Consider the following 18,147-nt stretch of genomic DNA (forward strand, 5'->3'; position numbering starts at 1 on the left):
TTATTCAAAAAAGAGATCATTTGTCACTGGGCGGATGGTCTCTTTTTTATTGCCCGATCTGTACCTGGATGTTATGTTGGGCATATGGTTGCATTGAGGAGTAAGTTCTTCTCTATTAAGAAACAGCAACGAGGGCATTCTGTTACAACTGGCAGCGATGACAACGGCGCATTCACCGGTTTATCCTGAGCGGTTAAAGTGGGCAGCTGATCAGGCGGGACACCAGTAAAGAAAAAGCCCCTCGGTTAAACCGAAGGGCTCTTCATATCAAACATTTTAGTTAAACGCTTATTTGCTAGCCGGAGCAGCAGCTTCTTTTACAGGAAGTGCTTCGCTCTCGTTCATCAGCTGATTGTTCTTATCGAAGTCAACCAGCACCGGAGCAGCTACGAAGATAGATGAATAAGTACCTGTCAGTACACCGATCAGCATTGCGAATGCGAAACCGCGGGTTACTTCACCACCGAAGATGAACAGGATCAGGATGGTCAGGAACACTGTCAGGGAAGTCATCACAGTACGGCTCAGCGTATCGTTGATCGCTTTGTTGATGACCTGGTCTCTGCTCGCACCCTTCATAACTCCTGTACGGAAGTATTCGCGGATACGGTCGAATACGATCACGGTATCGTTCATGGAGAAACCGATAACGGTCAGGATCGCCGCGATGAAGTGCTGGTCAACTTCCAGTGCGAACGGAACGATATCGCGGCAGTAAGAGAATACAGCCAGGGTTACCATCACGTCATGCAACAGGGAGAAGATAGTACCGATTGAATATTGCCATTTGCTGAAACGCAGCAGGATGTACAGGAAGATTACGATCAGTGACAGTACAGTTGCTTTAACGGCACCTGCACGTAAGTCGTCAGAGATAGTTGGAGATACTGTCTGGGAAGCAACGATGAATCTTGGAGAAGAGAATGCTTCCAGGGTCAGACCTGGTTCATAGAACTTCTTCAGACCATTGTACATTTTCTCAACTACTTCTTTATCAACAGCACTGCTTTGTTCGTCGATCTTGTAGTTGGTAGTGATGCTCAGCTGGTTGCTGGTACCGATTGTTTTCACATATGGCTCAGTACCGAATTCGTGCTCGAGCACATCACGTACTTCGTCAGCTTTCATTGGCTGTTCGAAGCGGATGGTGTAGTTACGTCCACCGTCGAAGTCCACACCGTGACGGAAACCGTGGAAGAACGAAGATGCACCTAAAGCGATCATGACGAATGATACGATGTAAGCGTACTTTCTTTTACCTACGAAGTCAAAAGCAGCGTGTTTGAATATTTTACGGGAAACTGGCGTAAAGTACTCGAAGTGTCTTTTCTTGTTAGTCCACCAGTCAGTAACGATACGGGAGATCATGATACCACAGAACAGAGACAGCAGCAAGCCGAGGATCTGAGTGGTAGCGAAGCCCAGTACCGGACCAAGACCGAAGTAGAACAGGATGATGGCAGTCAGCAGGGAGGTAATGTGACCATCCAGTACAGGAGCGTAGGAGCGTTTGTAACCATCTTCTACTGCCTGCTGGTAGCTCTTACCGCGGCTGAGTTCATCTTTAATACGTTCAAATATGATTACGTTCGTATCCACAGCCATACCGATGGTCAGTACCAGACCAGCGATACCAGGCATTGTCAGCGTAGCGCCGAGTGAAGCGAGGATACCGAAAGTGAACAGCAGGTTGAGGATCAGTGCAATGTTGGCAACCCAACCAGCGGTATTATAATATACCAGCATCAGCACAAAGATCACAACGAAGGAGATCAGGAATGATTTAGCACCGGCAGCGATGGATTCAGCACCCAGGGTTGGTCCGACGATCTGTTCCTGAACGATTTTAGCAGGCGCTGGCATTTTACCTGATTTCAGGATGTTTGCCAGGTCATTTGCTTCTTCCAGCGTAAAGCTACCGGAGATAGAAGAACGACCACCTGAGATCTCACCCTGGATGGATGGAGCGGAATAAACGATGTTATCCAGTACAACGGCAACATAGTTCAGGGTCGCTGGGTTGGAAGGATCAGCGGGAGCCAGTTCGCCAGTCAGTTTTTTCCATTCTTTGGCACCCACCGGGTCCATAGTCATGGAGATTTCCGGACGGCCGCTCTGGTCGTAGTCCTGTTTAGCGTCTACCACTCTCTCACCACCTACACGGGGAGCTGGGTTGATAGGGTTTACTCTGATCGCGTAAACCGGCAGTGGCGCATGTTTATTTTCCTTGTCTTCAGCACCGTAAACGAATACGAGGTCTTTAGGTAATACGTTCCTTACTGAAGGGATTTCCAGATAACGTCTGAAGGTAGCGGTGTCAGAAGGCTGGATCATACCAACGGTAGGACCGAACGCAACACCCTGTCTTGGATCATATCTTGGGAAGAAGATGCTGAAGAAAGGCTCAGTTCTTGCCAGTTCAGCTCTGCGCTCAGCGTCAGTCTTCAGAGAATCTGCCTTACCGGATTTAGCACCGTTCTTGTCCAGGATAGCAGTGAGGCTACCGGTGGAAGTATCGCCGGCAGCTTTAGCAACAGCAGCAGAATCAGCTTTGGTAGAATCAGTTGCAGCTTTAGCAGGCGTAACACCTACTGCAGCTTTGATAGCTTCGTTCAGTGGCTGAATAACACCAGCGATGAACTGCTCATCATTCTTATATACTTCACGGAACTCCAGGTTAGCACTTGCCTGCAGGTATTTCCTTACACGCTCTGGATTGTCAACACCGGCCAGCTCTACAGAGATGATACCTTTGTTTTCGTCCAGGCTGATGTTTGGAGAAGCCACACCAAATTTGTCGATACGTTTCTGCAGTACCAGGTAGGTGTTTTTGATGGCTGCGCTTGCCTCACGGCGGATCACATCCAGCACTTTCGCGTTACTTGTATTGAAGTCGATGTCTTTCTGATAAGCGTTGGCAAATATTACAGAGAGACGGCCACCTGGCTGTACCTCTTCATATGCCTGCCCGAACAATGTTACGAAATCTGACTGGCTGGTCTTTTTACGCTGTACAGCGAGATCCAGGGCTTTGTTAAAAGCCGCGTCACGGGATTGACCGCTCAATGCGCGGATCACATCCTCCACACTCACGTCGAGCACGACGTTCATACCACCCTGAAGGTCAAGCCCCAGGTTCAGCTCTTTTTCTTTGGCCTTGTCATAGGTTACGTACCAAGGAAAACCCGCTATTTCTTTGTTGCTGGCACTATCCAGAATCCTTTGTCTTCTCTCTTTCACCAGCTCAGACAGTGAATCCTGATAAACAGCCTGCAGCTCTTTATTTCCAGGATACTTCTGCTCCGCAGTGGGATTAGATTTACTCACATCATTCAGCGCCTGAGTAACTACCTTCTTCTCGTAGTTACGTACCAGGAACGTAAACGACAAATAATACACAGAGATAAGGATCAATGCACCGGCAAAAAATCTAACCAGTCCTTTAAGTTGCATATTGTTTCGGGTTTATAAAAATTTTTTAAGAGTTGCAAAGATAGAATTTAAATTGATATATTAAAGCCGATCAAAGGCAGAAAAGGAAAAAGGTGGAAATAATTGATACTCAGCTAAATAAACCCTTACTTTTTCTTCAAAATTAATCTTCAATTATGCGCCGTGGTATTTTTCTTTGGTTGTCGCTCTTCTTTGCAGCCTGCAATACTAACAAAAATATGGGAACAAGGCATTATCAATCCGAAGACTCTTTTTTCAGCACATTCCTTCAGTCCCATTCCGACCGACTGGGCCCCATATTCAAAGACCCGAAGGCCTTTGGTTTACAGATCATTTATACCAGCATAGACAGGGATGCTGCCAATCGTCCCCACTTCACAGATCACTATTACCATGTAGATACGGGACAATACTTCTACCCCGCTTCTACCGTCAAACTACCTGCCACCGCCCTGGCGCTGGAAAAGCTGAATGACCTGCGCATCGCAGGACTGGACAGTCATACCCCCATGTACACGGACAGTCTGCCGGGTATCTCCCCGGCTGTACTGACTGACAGTTCAGCGGCAGACGGCCTGCCGGCTGTCAGGCAATATATAAAAAAAATACTATTAGTTAGCGATAATGATGCATTTAATCGCTTATATGAATTTATCGGACAGGAGACTTTTAATAAAAGATTATGGGAAAATGGCTATCCGGATGTACAGATCCTGCACCGGGTGGGCGTTACAGGTATTACGCCCGGGCAGAACCGGCATACGAACGGGATCACCTTCCGCCGGAACGGACAGGTCATCTACCAGCAACCGGCAGGATTCAGTCAGCTGAACTTTTCTCCGCGACATGACAGAATAGGGAAAGCCTATTATAATAATAGGAACGAACTGGTCCACATGCCAATGGATGCTTCTCAAAAGAACCGCCTCTATCTGGCCGACCTTCATAATATACTGCGCAGTATAATTTTTCCGGAAGCTGTAACAAAATCAAAACGATTCCGTTTAAAGGAGGAAGATTACAGGTTTTTATATTATTGTATGTCAGCACAGCCGGAAGAATCGGCCTATCCCCACTACGACACTGCGGAATTCCACCACAACTATGTGAAATTCCTGTTGTTTGGGGGACAACAACCAAACAGATATGATGCGAACATACGTAGTTTCAATAAACCCGGCTGGGCATATGGATTCCTGACTGATGCAGCCTATATAGCGGACTTCACTAACCAGGTGGAATTTATGCTGTCAGCCACTATATATGTAAACAGGGACGGAATACTGAACGACGAACATTATCAGTTTGAAGAAACAGGGAAACCATTTCTAAAGGCATTGGGAGAGATCATCTATGAGTACGAACTACAACGCAGCAGAAAACATCTTCCGGACCTGTCAAAGTTCAGGTCTGATTACACCAGCATTGAATAACCTTTTTATAAAAATCAATTGCACTAAAAGATAGCACAATGACAACTAAAACAATCCGTGTGTGGGCTGTACTCGCCCTTGTGACCGCTGTGACAGCATTCAGTTCCTGTCTGAAATCTGATAACGTTACTCCTACAAGACCTCAGGCAGGTGTTGCCATCATCAATGGTATCCTCACTGCCAGCCCAATGGATTTCTATGACCAGGGACAAAAGGTAAATCAGAACCCTATCAACACTGGCTTCCTGTATTCCGGTTATATCATTTATGGTGGCTTACGCACATTCGCTTTCAAAAAAGTAGGCCAGACCAGTGACTTCGTGAGCAGAACGGAACGTTATGATTCACTGACCTACAATACACTCATCGCCTTCGGTGATTCAACTGCACCAAGCATGATCGCTGTAAAAGACGATTTCACCACCGCAAAAGATAATCTGGTGAACTTCCGTTTCTTCCACCTGAGCCCTAACATCGGCGCTGTAGACCTGTACCTGGACAATCAGAAAGTAGACAGTAACCGTGTTTATGCAGGTAACGGCGGCTTGAGCTTTACTTTCAAACAACCTAAGAATACACTGTATTCCAACAATATTAAAGTGAAACTGGCAGGTACTGATTCCGTGCTCGTAGAGAACACCAGCCCTACCCAGACATTCACTGCCAACAGAGTATACACCATTGTAATGTGGGGTGATAAATCATTTACCGATGTAAGAAAATTACAGGTAAATAACCTTTACAGCCTCTATTAATTCAATATTTACGTATATCCGCATATAGTCAGCCGGGGCCACTGTTAAAGTTGGCCCCGGCTGCTTCTTTAATGCGGTGTTTCATTGTACATCCCGCATCTCCGGCACTCCTTTCCATTTTTTGTGCTAGGACACTTGCAAATTTATTGTAGGTTTGTCCCAGTTAACCCTACAAAACTGTTATTGTTTATGAAGCAAATGGAACTCGCCGAAAGGCTGTCGAGGATATCCGAGCCTCAAACGATTAAGATGGCTAAATTAAGCCGTGAGCTGAAAGCCCAGGGTATAGACATTGTAGATCTGAGTATAGGAGAACCCGACTTTGATACACCTGCCCATATCAGGGAGGCCGCTAAAAAAGCGATTGATGAAGGCTTTACGCACTATACACCGGTAGCAGGTATTCCTGACCTGCGCCAGGCGGTGGTACATAAGCTGAAACGCGATAACGGACTGGAATATACGCCCGATCAGATCGTGGTGTCTACAGGTGCGAAACAAAGTATTGCCAACACGGTATTGAGCGTGATCAATCCGGGTGATGAGGTGATCATCCCTACCCCTTACTGGGTGACCTACTCAGAACTGGTGAAACTTTGCCAGGGTGAAGTCGTGTTCGTACCATGCAGTATCGAAAATCATTATAAAATCACTCCCGCACAGCTGGAAGCGGCTATCACGCCGAAAACCAAGCTGTTCATGTTCTCTTCTCCCTGCAATCCTACCGGTTCCGTGTACAGCAAAGAAGAACTGAAAGCGCTGGCAGACGTTTTCGCTAAACACCCGCAGATCTACATCATGGCGGATGAGATCTATGAATATATTAACTATGTTGGTAAGCATGAAAGCATCGCCCAGTTTGAGGGTATGCAGGAACGCACCATCATTATCAATGGTCTGAGTAAGGGCTTTGCGATGACCGGATGGCGTCTCGGCTACCTGGTAGCGCCTAAAACGCTGGCCAAAGCTGCTGAAAACATCCAGAGCCAGTTCACGTCCGCTACCTGCTCTATTACCCAGAAAGCAGCTGTAGCCGCCCTCAATGGCGACCTCACCACTGCACATGATATGGTGGCAGAGTTCAGGAAAAGACGCGCTTTCGTATTTGAGCAACTGAGCAGCATTCCGGGACTGAAGCTGATCGAGCCGGACGGTGCATTCTATATGTTCCCTGATGTAAGCGCCTTCTTCGGCAAGTCTTATGAAGGCAATGTGATCAGCAATTCCGACGATATGTGTATGTATCTCCTGCACAAGGTGAATGTATCAACGGTAACAGGTGCCGCATTTGAACAACCTAACTGTATCCGTCTGTCTTATGCTACTTCCATGGCCAAACTGGAAGAAGGTATGAAACGACTGAAGGCGGGATTTGCTCAACTGGGCTGATAAGATATTCACGAAAGAGAAAGCTCCGGTGTCTGCCAGATGCCGGAGCTTTCTCTTTTACAGGATCTTTGCATATTAATTCATTTCCATATATTTGCATCGTAATAATCAATCCGAATGGACTTCTCAAATCGTACTTTACTCTTTATTCTGCTGGGCGCAGGTGCCATTTTCATCCTTTACACAATGGTAAAAGACATGATCCGTAAACCAAAGGATGCCGCTCACGTTCCTGCCCCGGATGCCGCTAAAGCACCGGTAGACAAATCTGTACTGCCTTTACAGCTGCAGGCCTATGAACGCCTGGTATTACTGGTGGAACGTATGAACCTGCAAAATATGATCAGCCGTATCTTCCAGCCGGGACTGACCGTTGCGGATATGCATGTTGGCCTCATACAGACCATTAAGGCCGAATTTGAGCATAATATTGCGCAGCAGATCTATGTATCTCCTACTGCTTGGGAAGCGGTTAAAACACTGAAAGAACAGACCATTACACTCGTGAACCAGGTAGCCAGCCAACTGCCTCCTGATGCGACTGCAATGGAACTGAATAAACAAATACTGGAAATATTAATGCAGGCGGAAACATCTCCTTCCGAACTGACCTCACAGATATTGAATGCAGAAGCTAAACGGTTATTCTAACCGTTTACTTCTGTATCATTTCCACCCGTTTTGGACGAATAACCTCATAGAGCAGGTAACCTCTTCCATTAAAATGGATATATCTTGGCGGGGACCGGAACCAGGGCTCTCCTGGTACTTTCATATGCGCCTGTATATGTAAATGAGGTTCTGAGCTGAAGCCTGAATTACCCACACATCCCAGCGGATCTCCCTGTTTCACAACATCCCCCTCCTTCACAATGACACTACCCTGTTTCAGATGTGCCAGGAAAACATAGCTGTTCGCTGTTTCTATCAGTACCTGGTTGGTATTGTGCGGCCCCCTGATCATATCAGGCGGAATATTATCCGGGTCCTCCCCTATTGCTTTAACAATTCGTCCGTTACAGGGGCTATATAAGGTATCTCCGAATATCTCATAATCCTCCAGGCGCTTGCTGAAAATAGCATTGGCCCTGCTGCCGTTTGGCTTCAGCTTGACAATATCCATTGCATATACCGCCCCGCGTAAACTATAATGGAAAAGATTGGTAGGTAACCCCTTCCCTCCCTGCAACACGAAATACCGGCCCGTCTTCAGCGGAAAGGCCAGTTCTATGGCTCTCGCCTTACCAGTAGTACCGGTGAAATAAAGAATGCTTAATGTGGTGAACAATGCGAAGAAGAATAAATTAGCTCCTACCCGCCAGTGCCGCGGCGCAGTTGTTTTCTTTTTCCTGCGAAAAAATCCACTGAGCAGGGTTAACAGGAATACAATCCCAAATCCCCACTTTGCTTCGACAGTCAGATAGATCCAGGTACCATAGAGATAGATAAAAAGTCCGAATGAGAGTCCCGCGAGCAATAATGACCAGCTATGTCTGAGCATACGGCCGGAGGCTACAAATACCAGAAAAATGCTAAGCAAGGCCAGGGCGAATGTGAGTAATAACAATACGTAAATAAACATGGCTTATCAGAAAATCTTTTTGCAAATTATCAATAATTTGAGCTCAACGGCAATAACGTAATAATTATGTAACATTGCTCTTACTACTACATTTATTCCACGAAAAACACATTATGGAAAATCACATCAAAACAGATGCCGGTATCGCCATTGCTCCTTTATATACGGAATCCGTGCCGATGCAGGAGCTGCCCGGCGAGTTCCCTTTTACAAGAGGAATCCATGCCTCCATGTACCGGGATAAGCTCTGGACGATGCGGCAGTATGCGGGCTTTAGCACAGCAGAAGCATCCAATGAAAGATATCATTACCTGTTACAGCAGGGTGTCATGGGGCTCAGTGTCGCCTTTGACCTCCCTACCCAGATAGGGTACGATTCTGACCACCCCATGTCTGAAGGAGAAGTCGGCAAAGTAGGTGTCGCCATCGATAGCATTGAGGATATGGAACGCTTGTTCAAAGGCATCAAACTGGAGGAGATCTCGACTTCCATGACGATCAACGCGACCGGGTTCATACTCCTTGCACTATATATTGCGCTGGCTAAAAAACAGGGCGCAGACCTCAGGAAGATCTCCGGTACTATTCAGAATGACATCCTCAAAGAATACGCAGCACGCGGCACATTTATCTATCCGCCCAAACCTTCTATGCGGCTGATCACTGATATCTTCGATTACTGCAGCCGTGAAGTACCAAAGTGGAACACCATCTCTATTTCCGGCTATCATATCCGCGAAGCGGGCGCTAATGCCGTACAGGAACTGGCGTTCACACTCGCCAACGGGAAAGCATATCTCAAAGCCGCACTGGAGAAGGGTTTAGAGATCAATGTGTTTGCCCGCCGCCTGTCTTTTTTCTTTAATGCACATAACCATCTCTTTGAAGAAGTAGCTAAATTCCGCGCTGCACGCAGGATGTGGGCAAATATTACCAAAGATATGGGCGCTACTGATCCTAAAGCTCAGATGCTGCGCTTCCATACACAAACCGGCGGTAGCACACTCACAGCACAACAGCCGCATAACAATATTGTACGGGTAACTGTACAGACACTGGCAGCTACGCTGGGTGGTACGCAGTCGCTCCATACGAATGGGTTTGATGAAGCACTGTCCCTGCCAACAGAAGCAGCGGCACGTATTGCATTGCGTACGCAGCAGATCGTGGGATACGAGAGTGGTATTGCTGATACGGTGGATCCACTGGCAGGATCGTTCTACGTCGAGGCACTGACGAATGAAGTAGAAGCACGCGCATGGGAGCTGATAGAAAAGATTGATGTAATGGGGGGTGCTGTAGCGGCGATCGAACAGGGATTCATGCAGGATGAGATAGCAAGGAGCGCGTATAGATATCAAAAGGAAATTGAGACGGGTGAAAAGGTGATTGTAGGCGTGAATAAATTTGCTGTGAATGAAGCTGCTACCGGTGAAGTATTCCGGATCGACGATAGTATCAGGCTGGTGCAGACGGAAAGGCTGCAGGCACTGAAGGCAAAACGGGATAATACAGTGGTGGCGGCGTTGCTGGAGCGGTTGGAAGCGGCAGCAGGAACGACAGAGAACCTGATGCCAATCGTCGTGGAAGCGGTGGAAAACTATTGTACACTCGGGGAGATCGCGGATGTATTGAGAAAGGTTTGGGGCGAACATAAAGGCGTATAAAAATTATTTACCATCAGCCGTACCTGATGTTTCACAATTCCTGACCGCTCATACTCAGTTTCTAATTTTCAACATACAAACAACTAATTATCAACTGATTCTCAATTGTCATACGTAATTCGTAATTGTATTGTATTTTTAGGCCATGTCTTCGATCTATTATAACGCCTGTCCTCTATGCGGGTCTGGCAATATACACAAAGTAATTACTGCCAAAGATCATACGGTATCGGGCGAAACATTCGACATTTATCATTGCGGACATTGCGGCGGCCGTTTTACACAGCATGTTCCCGGGAGTGCGGAAATAGGCCGTTACTATCAATCACAGGAATACATTTCACATTCCGAAACTAAAAAAGGTGTAGTCAACCGTTTATATCATAGCGTGCGGAAAATCACCATGCGCTCTAAACAAAACTGGGTGAAAGCAGCTACTGGCCTGAAAACCGGTACATTGCTGGATATTGGTTGTGGTACCGGCGCCTTCCTGCATTATATGAAACAGATCGGCTGGGAGGTAACAGGCCTGGAACCGGATGATATTGCCAGGAATAATGCAAAGACACTCTATGGAATAGAGCCACTCCCCTCTGCTGAGCTGTTTTCTCTTCCCACACAACAATATGATGCGATCACCATGTGGCATGTACTGGAACACGTACATGCACTGCATGATTATCTGAGACAGATCAGGACATTATTGAAACCGGAAGGTGCGCTCATCATTGCAGTGCCTAACTACACCTCACCCGACGCTGAACATTATCAGGAGCTCTGGGCCGCTTATGATGTGCCCCGTCACCTGTATCACTTCTCTCCCGATTCTATGGAAGCATTGCTGAAGCAGCATAAGATCAGAATCGTGAGAAAACATCCGATGGTGTTTGATGGGTTTTATGTAAGCCTCCTGAGCGAGAAGTATAAGACAGGCGGCAACGGACTGCTGAAAGGCTTCTGGAACGGATTCAGGTCTTACAGAAAAGGACTGAAAGATGTGAACAGATGTAGTTCTGTTGTGTATGAATGTAAGGCTGAATAGTTTTATAGCATCCTCTTCTGGGTAGTCATTATCATTTATAAAACAAAGCGGCGGTAATAGCGGACAGTTATTACCGCCGCTTTGTTTTTGTATCTCCTGTACGCCGCTGTTACTTGCAAAAGAGGATTGAATGAAGGTGCTATCATCATTGTAGTGATCATTTTATAAACTACAAGACGATAGTCATGGCAGCACTGCTACACAGTACACTGCCATGAACTATCGTCATTTGCTCATGCATCTGCTGATAAGGGACCTTATCAACTAGTATAAATAGGTAAGTGCAATAATGTCATTTGCATTGAATGTACGGTTACCACCATTGGAACAGGCCAGCATCCATGAGTTAGGATCAGCACCTGCTGGGGTACCCGGAATTTGAACAGCGCCAACGCCATTGGTTACCTGACCTTCGTTCACGTTCTGTCCGCAGCTGGAACGGGTAGCATAGTCTGTATGACGGAAGCCGATACAGTGACCGATCTCGTGCTGGATAACAGAAGCGATGTACAGAACGTTTGGATTGGTACCATAGGCCTGTGGGTGTGTGTTCATCAGGATGCTGTTGTACGGATTACCAGCAGCTGTAGGGAAACCAGCAGAACCCAGGGTGATAAAACCACCGCTTGGCCCCTGATAGAAGCCCTGAATAGTAATATCAGCGGTACCACTTGTGATACGGGAGAACGTGATGTTCAATCCCTCTGCATTGTAACGGGCAATAGCCTCATCAGTGCCGGTGATGAAAGCAGTGGACAATCCTGACACCAGTACGGTAATGTTACGAACACCGCCAAAAGTATTTACGGTATTGAATGTACGGTACTGTTCATCGTTCGCTACTCTCAGGAACGGACTGTTAACCTTTACGTTCAGGTTTTCGTCGGTGAGTACGATATCATTTTCTACCAGATATCCACCGGCTACTTTCCTGACATTGTCAGTGCCGAAACCTGCTGCATAGATCTTTGCTTTTACATCATCAGAGATCTCAGTGGCAACAGGAGCGTCCTTAACAGCCTCTTTTTTACAGGAAAAAATAAAGGTGCTTGCCGCAAGGCAACATAGGGCAATAAATACGTGCTTACGCATGTTAGTGTGTGTTTTGGGTTTACAGATTGTGCTCATGCACCTCCGCCTGCTACTGCATGATATAGCCGCGGGCAGATGCGATATAGTTTAATACAGCATATATGAATGCAGGGTGTCTCCAGCACCTGTCATCAGACAAAGGAGTGCCACTAATGTATGTGTACGCATACGTTTAGATGTAGGGTGCTGGAAAATGACGCTATGGTTAGCTGATCAGCTGACAACAGTTATTGTGGTCCATAGATAGCGCGTCCATTTCCTAAGGGAAACACGAATGCAGCAGATAGCTATACACAGCTATGCGTCATCCATTGTTTACTCATCCTCCGGAAAAAAGACTAATACCAGAAAGGTTATTCCTTTGGAATAATAACATTGTTCATCAGTAAATACAGCTAGTTCTGACAGATAGTTTACTTAATTCATGTGCTCAATTTTGGTCAACGCAAGACAGGCGGAAGCTAGTTGTTACCGCGTCTTTGCCGGATTTTCAACAACTAAATAATGCTGGTTAACCCGGGCATGCCGGTGATAGATTTTCGTTCGACTTAGTGCTCTTTGTTTAGATTTCAGTTGCGCTGTCTCAATATTACAACATTCTATGGTACTCAGAAAATAAATGTGAATGGCTGATAAAAGAACAGGGATTAACGAAGGAAAATGTCGGGAAAGTATGCAGAAGCTGCTGTGGGAAAGCGGGGAAGTGGAATTAGTATTCCTGATAAAACGAAAAGAGCGTACCAGCCGGCACGCTCTTTCCATTATAAGATCTTTTAACTATTACAGGTGAATTGCTTCGCCGTAAGCCACTTCTATCGCGTCTTTTACAGATTCGCTCATAGTTGGGTGCGGGTGAATAGAATCCAGTACTTCCTGATAAGTGGTTTCCAGTTTACGGGCAGTCACTGTCTGTGCAATGATCTCAGTAACATTCGCACCGATCATGTGTGTACCTAACCATTCGCCGTATTTAGCGTCGAAGATCACTTTTACGAAACCTTCGGTAGCACCGGCAGCGGTAGCTTTACCAGACGCAGAGAATGGGAATTTACCCACTTTCACTTCGTAACCGGCTTCTTTCGCAGCTTTCTCGGTATAACCTACAGAAGCGATTTCAGGCGCACAGTAAGTACAACCAGGAATGTTCATGTAGTCGATAGGCTCAGGTTTATGTGCGTATTTCTTCTCACCGTAAGCGATCGCTTCCACGCAGATGATACCTTCTTTAGATGCAACGTGTGCAAGTGCCTGACCAGGAACCATATCACCGATCGCGTAAACGCCGGCAACGTTTGTCTGATAGTATTTATCTACCAGTACTCTACCCTTGTCAGTTTTCACACCCAGTGATTCCAGACCGATGTTTTCGATATTTGCAGCGATACCTACAGCGCTCAGTACAACGTCAGCTTCCAGGAATACTTCACCGGTAGCAGTTTTCACTCTCGCTTTCACGCCTTCGCCGTTAGCTTCAACAGCCTCAACGGATGCGCTGGTCATGATATCAATACCTTTTTTCTTGTAGATCTTCTCCAGTTCTTTAGAGATATCTTCGTCTTCCACCGGAACGATGCGCGGCATGAACTCAACGATCGTTACTTTGGTACCCATAGTTGCATAGAAATATGCGAACTCAACACCAATTGCACCAGAACCTACAACGATCATGGATTTAGGCTGTTTTGGCAGTACCATTGCTTCACGGTAGCCAATTACCATCTTACCATCGATTTTCAGGTTTGGCAGTTCACGTGCACGAGCACCTGTTGCCAGGATAATGTATTTTGCGTCGTGTACCGCAGATTTACCATCCTTATCAGTTACTTCTACCTGATTTTTGGATTTCAGTTTACCGGTACCAACCAGAACGTCGATTTTGTTTTTCTTCATCAGGAACTGAACGCCCTTGCTCATCTTATCAGCCACACCACGACTACGCTTAATTACGGCATCAAAATCGGCGGAACTTTCACCTGCGTTAATCCCATAATTTTTAGCGTGCTGTATATATTCCATCACCTGTGCAGACTTCAATAATGCTTTAGTGGGAATACAGCCCCAGTTCAAACAAATACCGCCCAGGCTCTCTCTTTCAACTATTGCCGTCTTAAATCCCAGCTGAGAAGCACGGATAGCTGCCACATATCCACCAGGGCCGCTACCAATTACGATTACGTCGTATGCCATATTGCTTAATTTTAATTTAAACTTGCCAAAGGTAACAATAAAATGGAAAAAGCCCGGCCAAAAATAGCCAGGCTTTACTTTGTCTTCTGTTACGAAGATCCATCAATATTTTATCGGAGATCAACTACCTCTACACCAGGGTATTTTTTAGGATCGAAGCTAAAGGTTGCGTCGGTCACATTCCCGTTAGGGGTAAAATTGGTGATCTCATATGTATAGTGATTACCGTTTTTCTCGTAAACCTTCATTTTAGCAATGTTCTGGGCTTTTTTGTCGATAGAAACGATCACTTTGAATACGTTCTTTGATTTATCTGTCGGTGTCATCTCAATGTTCTGCAGCACTTTACCCTTTTCAGTGGTCTCACCTTCCAGGCGGTACAGATAATCCTTGTCATAGAAGTTTGTGAACAGTTTAGCCGGAGACAGGGAAGAGCTATTTGGGTCTACATTGTTGATTGTTACCTCGTTAGCATCTTTCGTATATGTCCAGGAAGTCTTATTATCACTGATCAGCTCCTGACCGTCCAGGTTCACTTTATATTTAGCTCCCTTCAGGTATACGGTACCTTTCTTGGAGTCTGTTACGCTATTATTGGCTCCCTCTACCTTCAACACGAAATTCGCTACCACTGATTTCAACTGTGCAAATTTCTTGCTCACTCCGTCCAGTATTGCTTTGGCCTTTGGATCGTTCTTACCGAGACTACCTACGGGTGCCTTGGTCTGCGCCATGCCATTCACTACTATTCCGCCCGTCAGCATGGCCAATAATAAAATTCTCTTCATTTTTCGTAAGTTTTGTTTCTTGCTGTTAATTTGACAAATGTTGTGCCGTTAGGTTTATTCTAAAGTTAATATAAAGCCAAAAGTACGACTATCAGCCGATATCGTTCAAAATCTCCTCCAGGTCCGCTTCTGTCTTGACATTCACTTCCCTCGCCTTGCTGCCAAGGTTCGGTCCGACAATACCGGCTGCTTCCAGCTGGTCCATCAGACGGCCTGCCCTGTTATAACCCAGTTTCATGCGGCGCTGTAATAAGGAGGTAGATCCCTGCTGGTTCTGTACGATGACCCTGGCTGCTTCTTCGAAAAGCGGATCTCTGTCCTGCAGACTGATCTCTTTTCCTTCCATATCCTTATCATCCACATACTCAGGCAACAGGTAAGCTTCCGGATATGAACGCTGTTCGCCGATAAACTCTGCTACTTTTTCCACTTCAGGAGTGTCTACAAAAGCACACTGCAAACGTACCAGTTCACCGTTAAATGATACCAGCATGTCCCCCTGACCGATGAGCTGCTCTGCTCCGCCGGTATCCAGGATAGTCCGGGAGTCGATCTTGGAAGACACCTTAAAGGCGATACGGGCCGGGAAGTTGGCCTTGATCGTACCGGTGATGATATTTACGGACGGACGTTGTGTTGCAATGATCAGGTGAATACCCACGGCACGGGCCAGCTGCGCCAGACGGGCAATTGGCATCTCCACCTCTTTACCTGCTGTCATGATCAGATCGGCAAACTCATCCACCACCAGCACCACAAAGGGCAGATAACGATGTCCACGCTGCGGATTCAGCCTTCTCTGTACAAATTTGTTATTATATTCCTTAATGTTACGGGTACCCGCTTCCTTCAGGAGGTCATAACGGAGGTCCATTTCAATACACAGGGCATTGAGGGTATGGATCACCTTTTTCGTGTCCGTAATAATGGCATCTTCCTCTCCTGGTAACTTGGCCAGGAAATGCTTTTCTATCAGCTTGTACAGGGACAATTCCACTTTCTTCGGATCGACCAGTACAAATTTCAGCTGGGAAGGATGCTTTTTATACAACAGGGATACCAATAACGTATTGATACCTACAGATTTACCCTGACCAGTTGCACCCGCCATCAGCAAGTGTGGCATCTTCGCCAGGTCAGCTATAAAGTTCTCATTATCAATCTTCTTACCGATAGCGATCGGAAGCTCCATGCTACTTTGCTGGAATTTCTCGGATGCCAGCAGGTTCCTGAGTGATACGATGCTCTTTTTCACATTCGGCACCTCGATACCGATGGTTCCCTTACCGGGGATCGGCGCAATGATACGGATACCCAGGGCGGAAAGGCTCAGCGCGATGTCGTCTTCCAGGTTCTTGATACGGGAGATACGCACACCAGCGGCCGGTACGATCTCATATAAGGTCACCGTCGGCCCTACCGTAGCACTGATCTTCTGGATAGCGATATCGTAGTTCTTCAGTGTATTGATGATCTGGTCTTTGTTCCTGTCCAGTTCACCGGCATCCTGTACGATCTTCTCTGTGCTATGGTTATCCAGCAGTTCAAGCGTAGGATATTTATAGTCGCGCAGGTCAAGGGTTGGCTCGTACGGATCCAGCTGAAGGGGCTGTCTGACAGGTTCTTCTTCCTGCTCGTCCTCCACCTCTTCCACTGATGGTTTGATCTCCCAGGCGACATCTTCTGTGCTGGGTTTCTTTTTATTGCGGGCAGCAGTCTGTTCCACGGTCTCTTCTATATATAACAATGGACCAGCATCTTCTTCCTGTTCTTCGTCTATCTCCTCCTCCATCGCTTCTACCGGAACAGCGGTATTGGCAGGCGGGATCAGTGTGATAGACGCATCTTCCCGTTCGATCAGCTGCATTTCAGGCAGTTCATCTTCTTCAGCAGGTGGCGGTATTACAGATACCCCGTTATCTTTCAGTGCATTTCTCTTTCTGGGGTCCTTATCTCTGCCAGTATCAGCATTGGCTGCGTTGGCGGCATTTGCCGGATTGGCAGCAGCGTGCGGCTTATTACCCATTGGCGTAACCGCGATCACCGCAGGTTCAGGTGTAAATGGCGCATCCACCACAGGTTTGGGTGTAGCCTTGAATTGCTGTTCCAGCCATTTGAAATCGAAGTTATACTTCCAGATCAGCCAGGACAATCCTGCAACCAGTAATAGCAATGCTGTACCTGCCCTACCCAGGAATCCGATCATCCAGTGATTGATCGCATCTCCCATCGCGCCTCCCCATGGAAAGTCAGAAAAAGAAGAAACGAAAGCAGCGGTTGCACTGATGAACAGCAAACCGAAAAGAACATATTTAATACTCCGCCACATGCGAAATACCCTGCGGCCTACTACGAAGTTGACACCGAGGATAAAGAACAGGTAGCAAAATAAATAAGAAGCGATTCCAAAACCCTTATAGAAGAACCAATGGGATACGAAGGCCCCTAACCTTCCCAGGAGGTTTTCCACTTTCACGCTATCCATATCCATCAGCAGGATGCTGGCGGAATAGCGAAATACTTTATCCTGGTCTTCTTCCCAGGTAAAGAGATAAGATGTAAAGGCGATAAAACAGTAGAGCGCCAGCAACAGACATATTACCCCCAGGACTTTATGGGTTCTCTCGTCCTTAACAAGTTCTTTTACTTTTACCTCTGCTTCTTTTTCCTGTTTAAGTACGTTGGGGTCATTGCCACGAGGCTTTTTACTCTCCGGTTTTTCTGTTTTCAGTTTATTTTTAGACATACACTATAGCCGT

General features: G+C 46.5%; 12 protein-coding genes. 6 read left to right on the plus strand and 6 right to left on the minus strand.

Features of this window, described 5'->3' with window-relative positions; all coding sequences use genetic code 11:
• Positions 1-288: 288 nt before the first annotated feature.
• Entirely contained in the window at positions 289-3,453 is a 3,165-nt protein-coding gene (gene secDF, locus GWR21_RS11030; RefSeq protein WP_162331800.1) for a protein translocase subunit SecDF, read from the minus strand.
• A 155-nt stretch (positions 3,454-3,608) separates the two neighbouring features.
• On the opposite strand from secDF, the gene GWR21_RS11035 reads away from it, so the two are divergent.
• The 4 genes from GWR21_RS11035 (at position 3,609) to GWR21_RS11050 (ending at position 7,681) form a co-directional block, all read left to right on the plus strand.
• Positions 3,609-4,886, plus strand: a complete 1,278-nt coding sequence (locus GWR21_RS11035) for a serine hydrolase (protein WP_162331801.1) — start codon at positions 3,609-3,611, stop codon at positions 4,884-4,886.
• 38 nt (positions 4,887-4,924) lie between these two features.
• On the plus strand, positions 4,925-5,641 hold the full coding sequence (locus GWR21_RS11040; protein ID WP_162331802.1) for a DUF4397 domain-containing protein: 717 nt from the start codon (positions 4,925-4,927) through the stop codon (positions 5,639-5,641).
• A 249-nt stretch (positions 5,642-5,890) separates the two neighbouring features.
• On the plus strand, positions 5,891-7,030 hold the full coding sequence (locus tag GWR21_RS11045) for a pyridoxal phosphate-dependent aminotransferase (protein ID WP_238430301.1): 1,140 nt from the start codon (positions 5,891-5,893) through the stop codon (positions 7,028-7,030).
• Positions 7,031-7,147: 117 nt separating this feature from the next.
• A complete protein-coding gene (locus GWR21_RS11050) occupies positions 7,148-7,681 on the plus strand; it encodes a DUF7935 family protein (protein ID WP_162331804.1) in 534 nt (177 codons plus the stop codon).
• Positions 7,682-7,685: 4 nt separating this feature from the next.
• Here GWR21_RS11050 and GWR21_RS11055 read toward each other — a convergent pair whose 3' ends face one another.
• Complete coding sequence (locus GWR21_RS11055; RefSeq protein WP_162331805.1) at positions 7,686-8,612, minus strand: M23 family metallopeptidase; 927 nt, start codon at positions 8,610-8,612, stop codon at positions 7,686-7,688.
• Positions 8,613-8,725: 113 nt separating this feature from the next.
• On the opposite strand from GWR21_RS11055, the gene GWR21_RS11060 reads away from it, so the two are divergent.
• Both GWR21_RS11060 and GWR21_RS11065 read left to right on the plus strand, forming a co-directional pair.
• Entirely contained in the window at positions 8,726-10,279 is a 1,554-nt protein-coding gene (locus GWR21_RS11060) for an acyl-CoA mutase large subunit family protein (protein WP_162331806.1), read from the plus strand.
• 145 nt (positions 10,280-10,424) lie between these two features.
• The gene (locus GWR21_RS11065; RefSeq protein ID WP_162331807.1) at positions 10,425-11,321 is read left to right on the plus strand and encodes a class I SAM-dependent methyltransferase; all 897 of its coding nucleotides are present in this window, start codon (positions 10,425-10,427) and stop codon (positions 11,319-11,321) included.
• A 264-nt stretch (positions 11,322-11,585) separates the two neighbouring features.
• Here the strand turns inward: GWR21_RS11065 and GWR21_RS11070 are convergent, their stop codons facing one another.
• The 4 genes from GWR21_RS11070 to GWR21_RS11085 all read right to left on the minus strand — a co-directional run bounded on the left by GWR21_RS11070 (position 11,586) and on the right by GWR21_RS11085 (position 18,134).
• Entirely contained in the window at positions 11,586-12,413 is an 828-nt protein-coding gene (locus tag GWR21_RS11070; protein WP_162331808.1) for a M57 family metalloprotease, read from the minus strand.
• Positions 12,414-13,193: 780 nt separating this feature from the next.
• Positions 13,194-14,600, minus strand: a complete 1,407-nt coding sequence (gene lpdA, locus GWR21_RS11075; RefSeq protein WP_162331809.1) for a dihydrolipoyl dehydrogenase — start codon at positions 14,598-14,600, stop codon at positions 13,194-13,196.
• A 110-nt stretch (positions 14,601-14,710) separates the two neighbouring features.
• Positions 14,711-15,388 carry a LolA family protein gene (locus GWR21_RS11080; RefSeq protein WP_162331810.1) on the minus strand — a complete coding sequence of 226 codons (678 nt, stop codon included), beginning with the start codon at positions 15,386-15,388 and terminating at the stop codon, positions 14,711-14,713.
• Positions 15,389-15,479: 91 nt separating this feature from the next.
• Positions 15,480-18,134 carry an FtsK/SpoIIIE family DNA translocase gene (locus GWR21_RS11085; protein WP_162331811.1) on the minus strand — a complete coding sequence of 885 codons (2,655 nt, stop codon included), beginning with the start codon at positions 18,132-18,134 and terminating at the stop codon, positions 15,480-15,482.
• Positions 18,135-18,147: the final 13 nt, after the last annotated feature.

It is taken from the genome of Chitinophaga agri (assembly GCF_010093065.1).
Classification (GTDB): Bacteria; Bacteroidota; Bacteroidia; order Chitinophagales; family Chitinophagaceae; genus Chitinophaga; species Chitinophaga agri.

What these genes read in the sequence shown, in the direction of transcription:
- lpdA (WP_162331809.1), bottom strand. Translation starts at nt 14,600, where the DNA reads ATGGCATACGACGTAATCGTAATTGGTAGCGGCCCTGGTGGATATGTG.
- GWR21_RS11055 (WP_162331805.1), bottom strand. Translation starts at nt 8,612, where the DNA reads ATGTTTATTTACGTATTGTTATTACTCACATTCGCCCTGGCCTTGCTT.
- GWR21_RS11085 (WP_162331811.1), bottom strand. Translation starts at nt 18,134, where the DNA reads ATGTCTAAAAATAAACTGAAAACAGAAAAACCGGAGAGTAAAAAGCCT.
- GWR21_RS11080 (WP_162331810.1), bottom strand. Translation starts at nt 15,388, where the DNA reads ATGAAGAGAATTTTATTATTGGCCATGCTGACGGGCGGAATAGTAGTG.
- GWR21_RS11070 (WP_162331808.1), bottom strand. Translation starts at nt 12,413, where the DNA reads ATGCGTAAGCACGTATTTATTGCCCTATGTTGCCTTGCGGCAAGCACC.
- GWR21_RS11060 (WP_162331806.1), top strand. Translation starts at nt 8,726, where the DNA reads ATGGAAAATCACATCAAAACAGATGCCGGTATCGCCATTGCTCCTTTA.
- GWR21_RS11040 (WP_162331802.1), top strand. Translation starts at nt 4,925, where the DNA reads ATGACAACTAAAACAATCCGTGTGTGGGCTGTACTCGCCCTTGTGACC.
- secDF (WP_162331800.1), bottom strand. Translation starts at nt 3,453, where the DNA reads ATGCAACTTAAAGGACTGGTTAGATTTTTTGCCGGTGCATTGATCCTT.
- GWR21_RS11045 (WP_238430301.1), top strand. Translation starts at nt 5,891, where the DNA reads ATGGCTAAATTAAGCCGTGAGCTGAAAGCCCAGGGTATAGACATTGTA.
- GWR21_RS11050 (WP_162331804.1), top strand. Translation starts at nt 7,148, where the DNA reads ATGGACTTCTCAAATCGTACTTTACTCTTTATTCTGCTGGGCGCAGGT.
- GWR21_RS11035 (WP_162331801.1), top strand. Translation starts at nt 3,609, where the DNA reads ATGCGCCGTGGTATTTTTCTTTGGTTGTCGCTCTTCTTTGCAGCCTGC.
- GWR21_RS11065 (WP_162331807.1), top strand. Translation starts at nt 10,425, where the DNA reads ATGTCTTCGATCTATTATAACGCCTGTCCTCTATGCGGGTCTGGCAAT.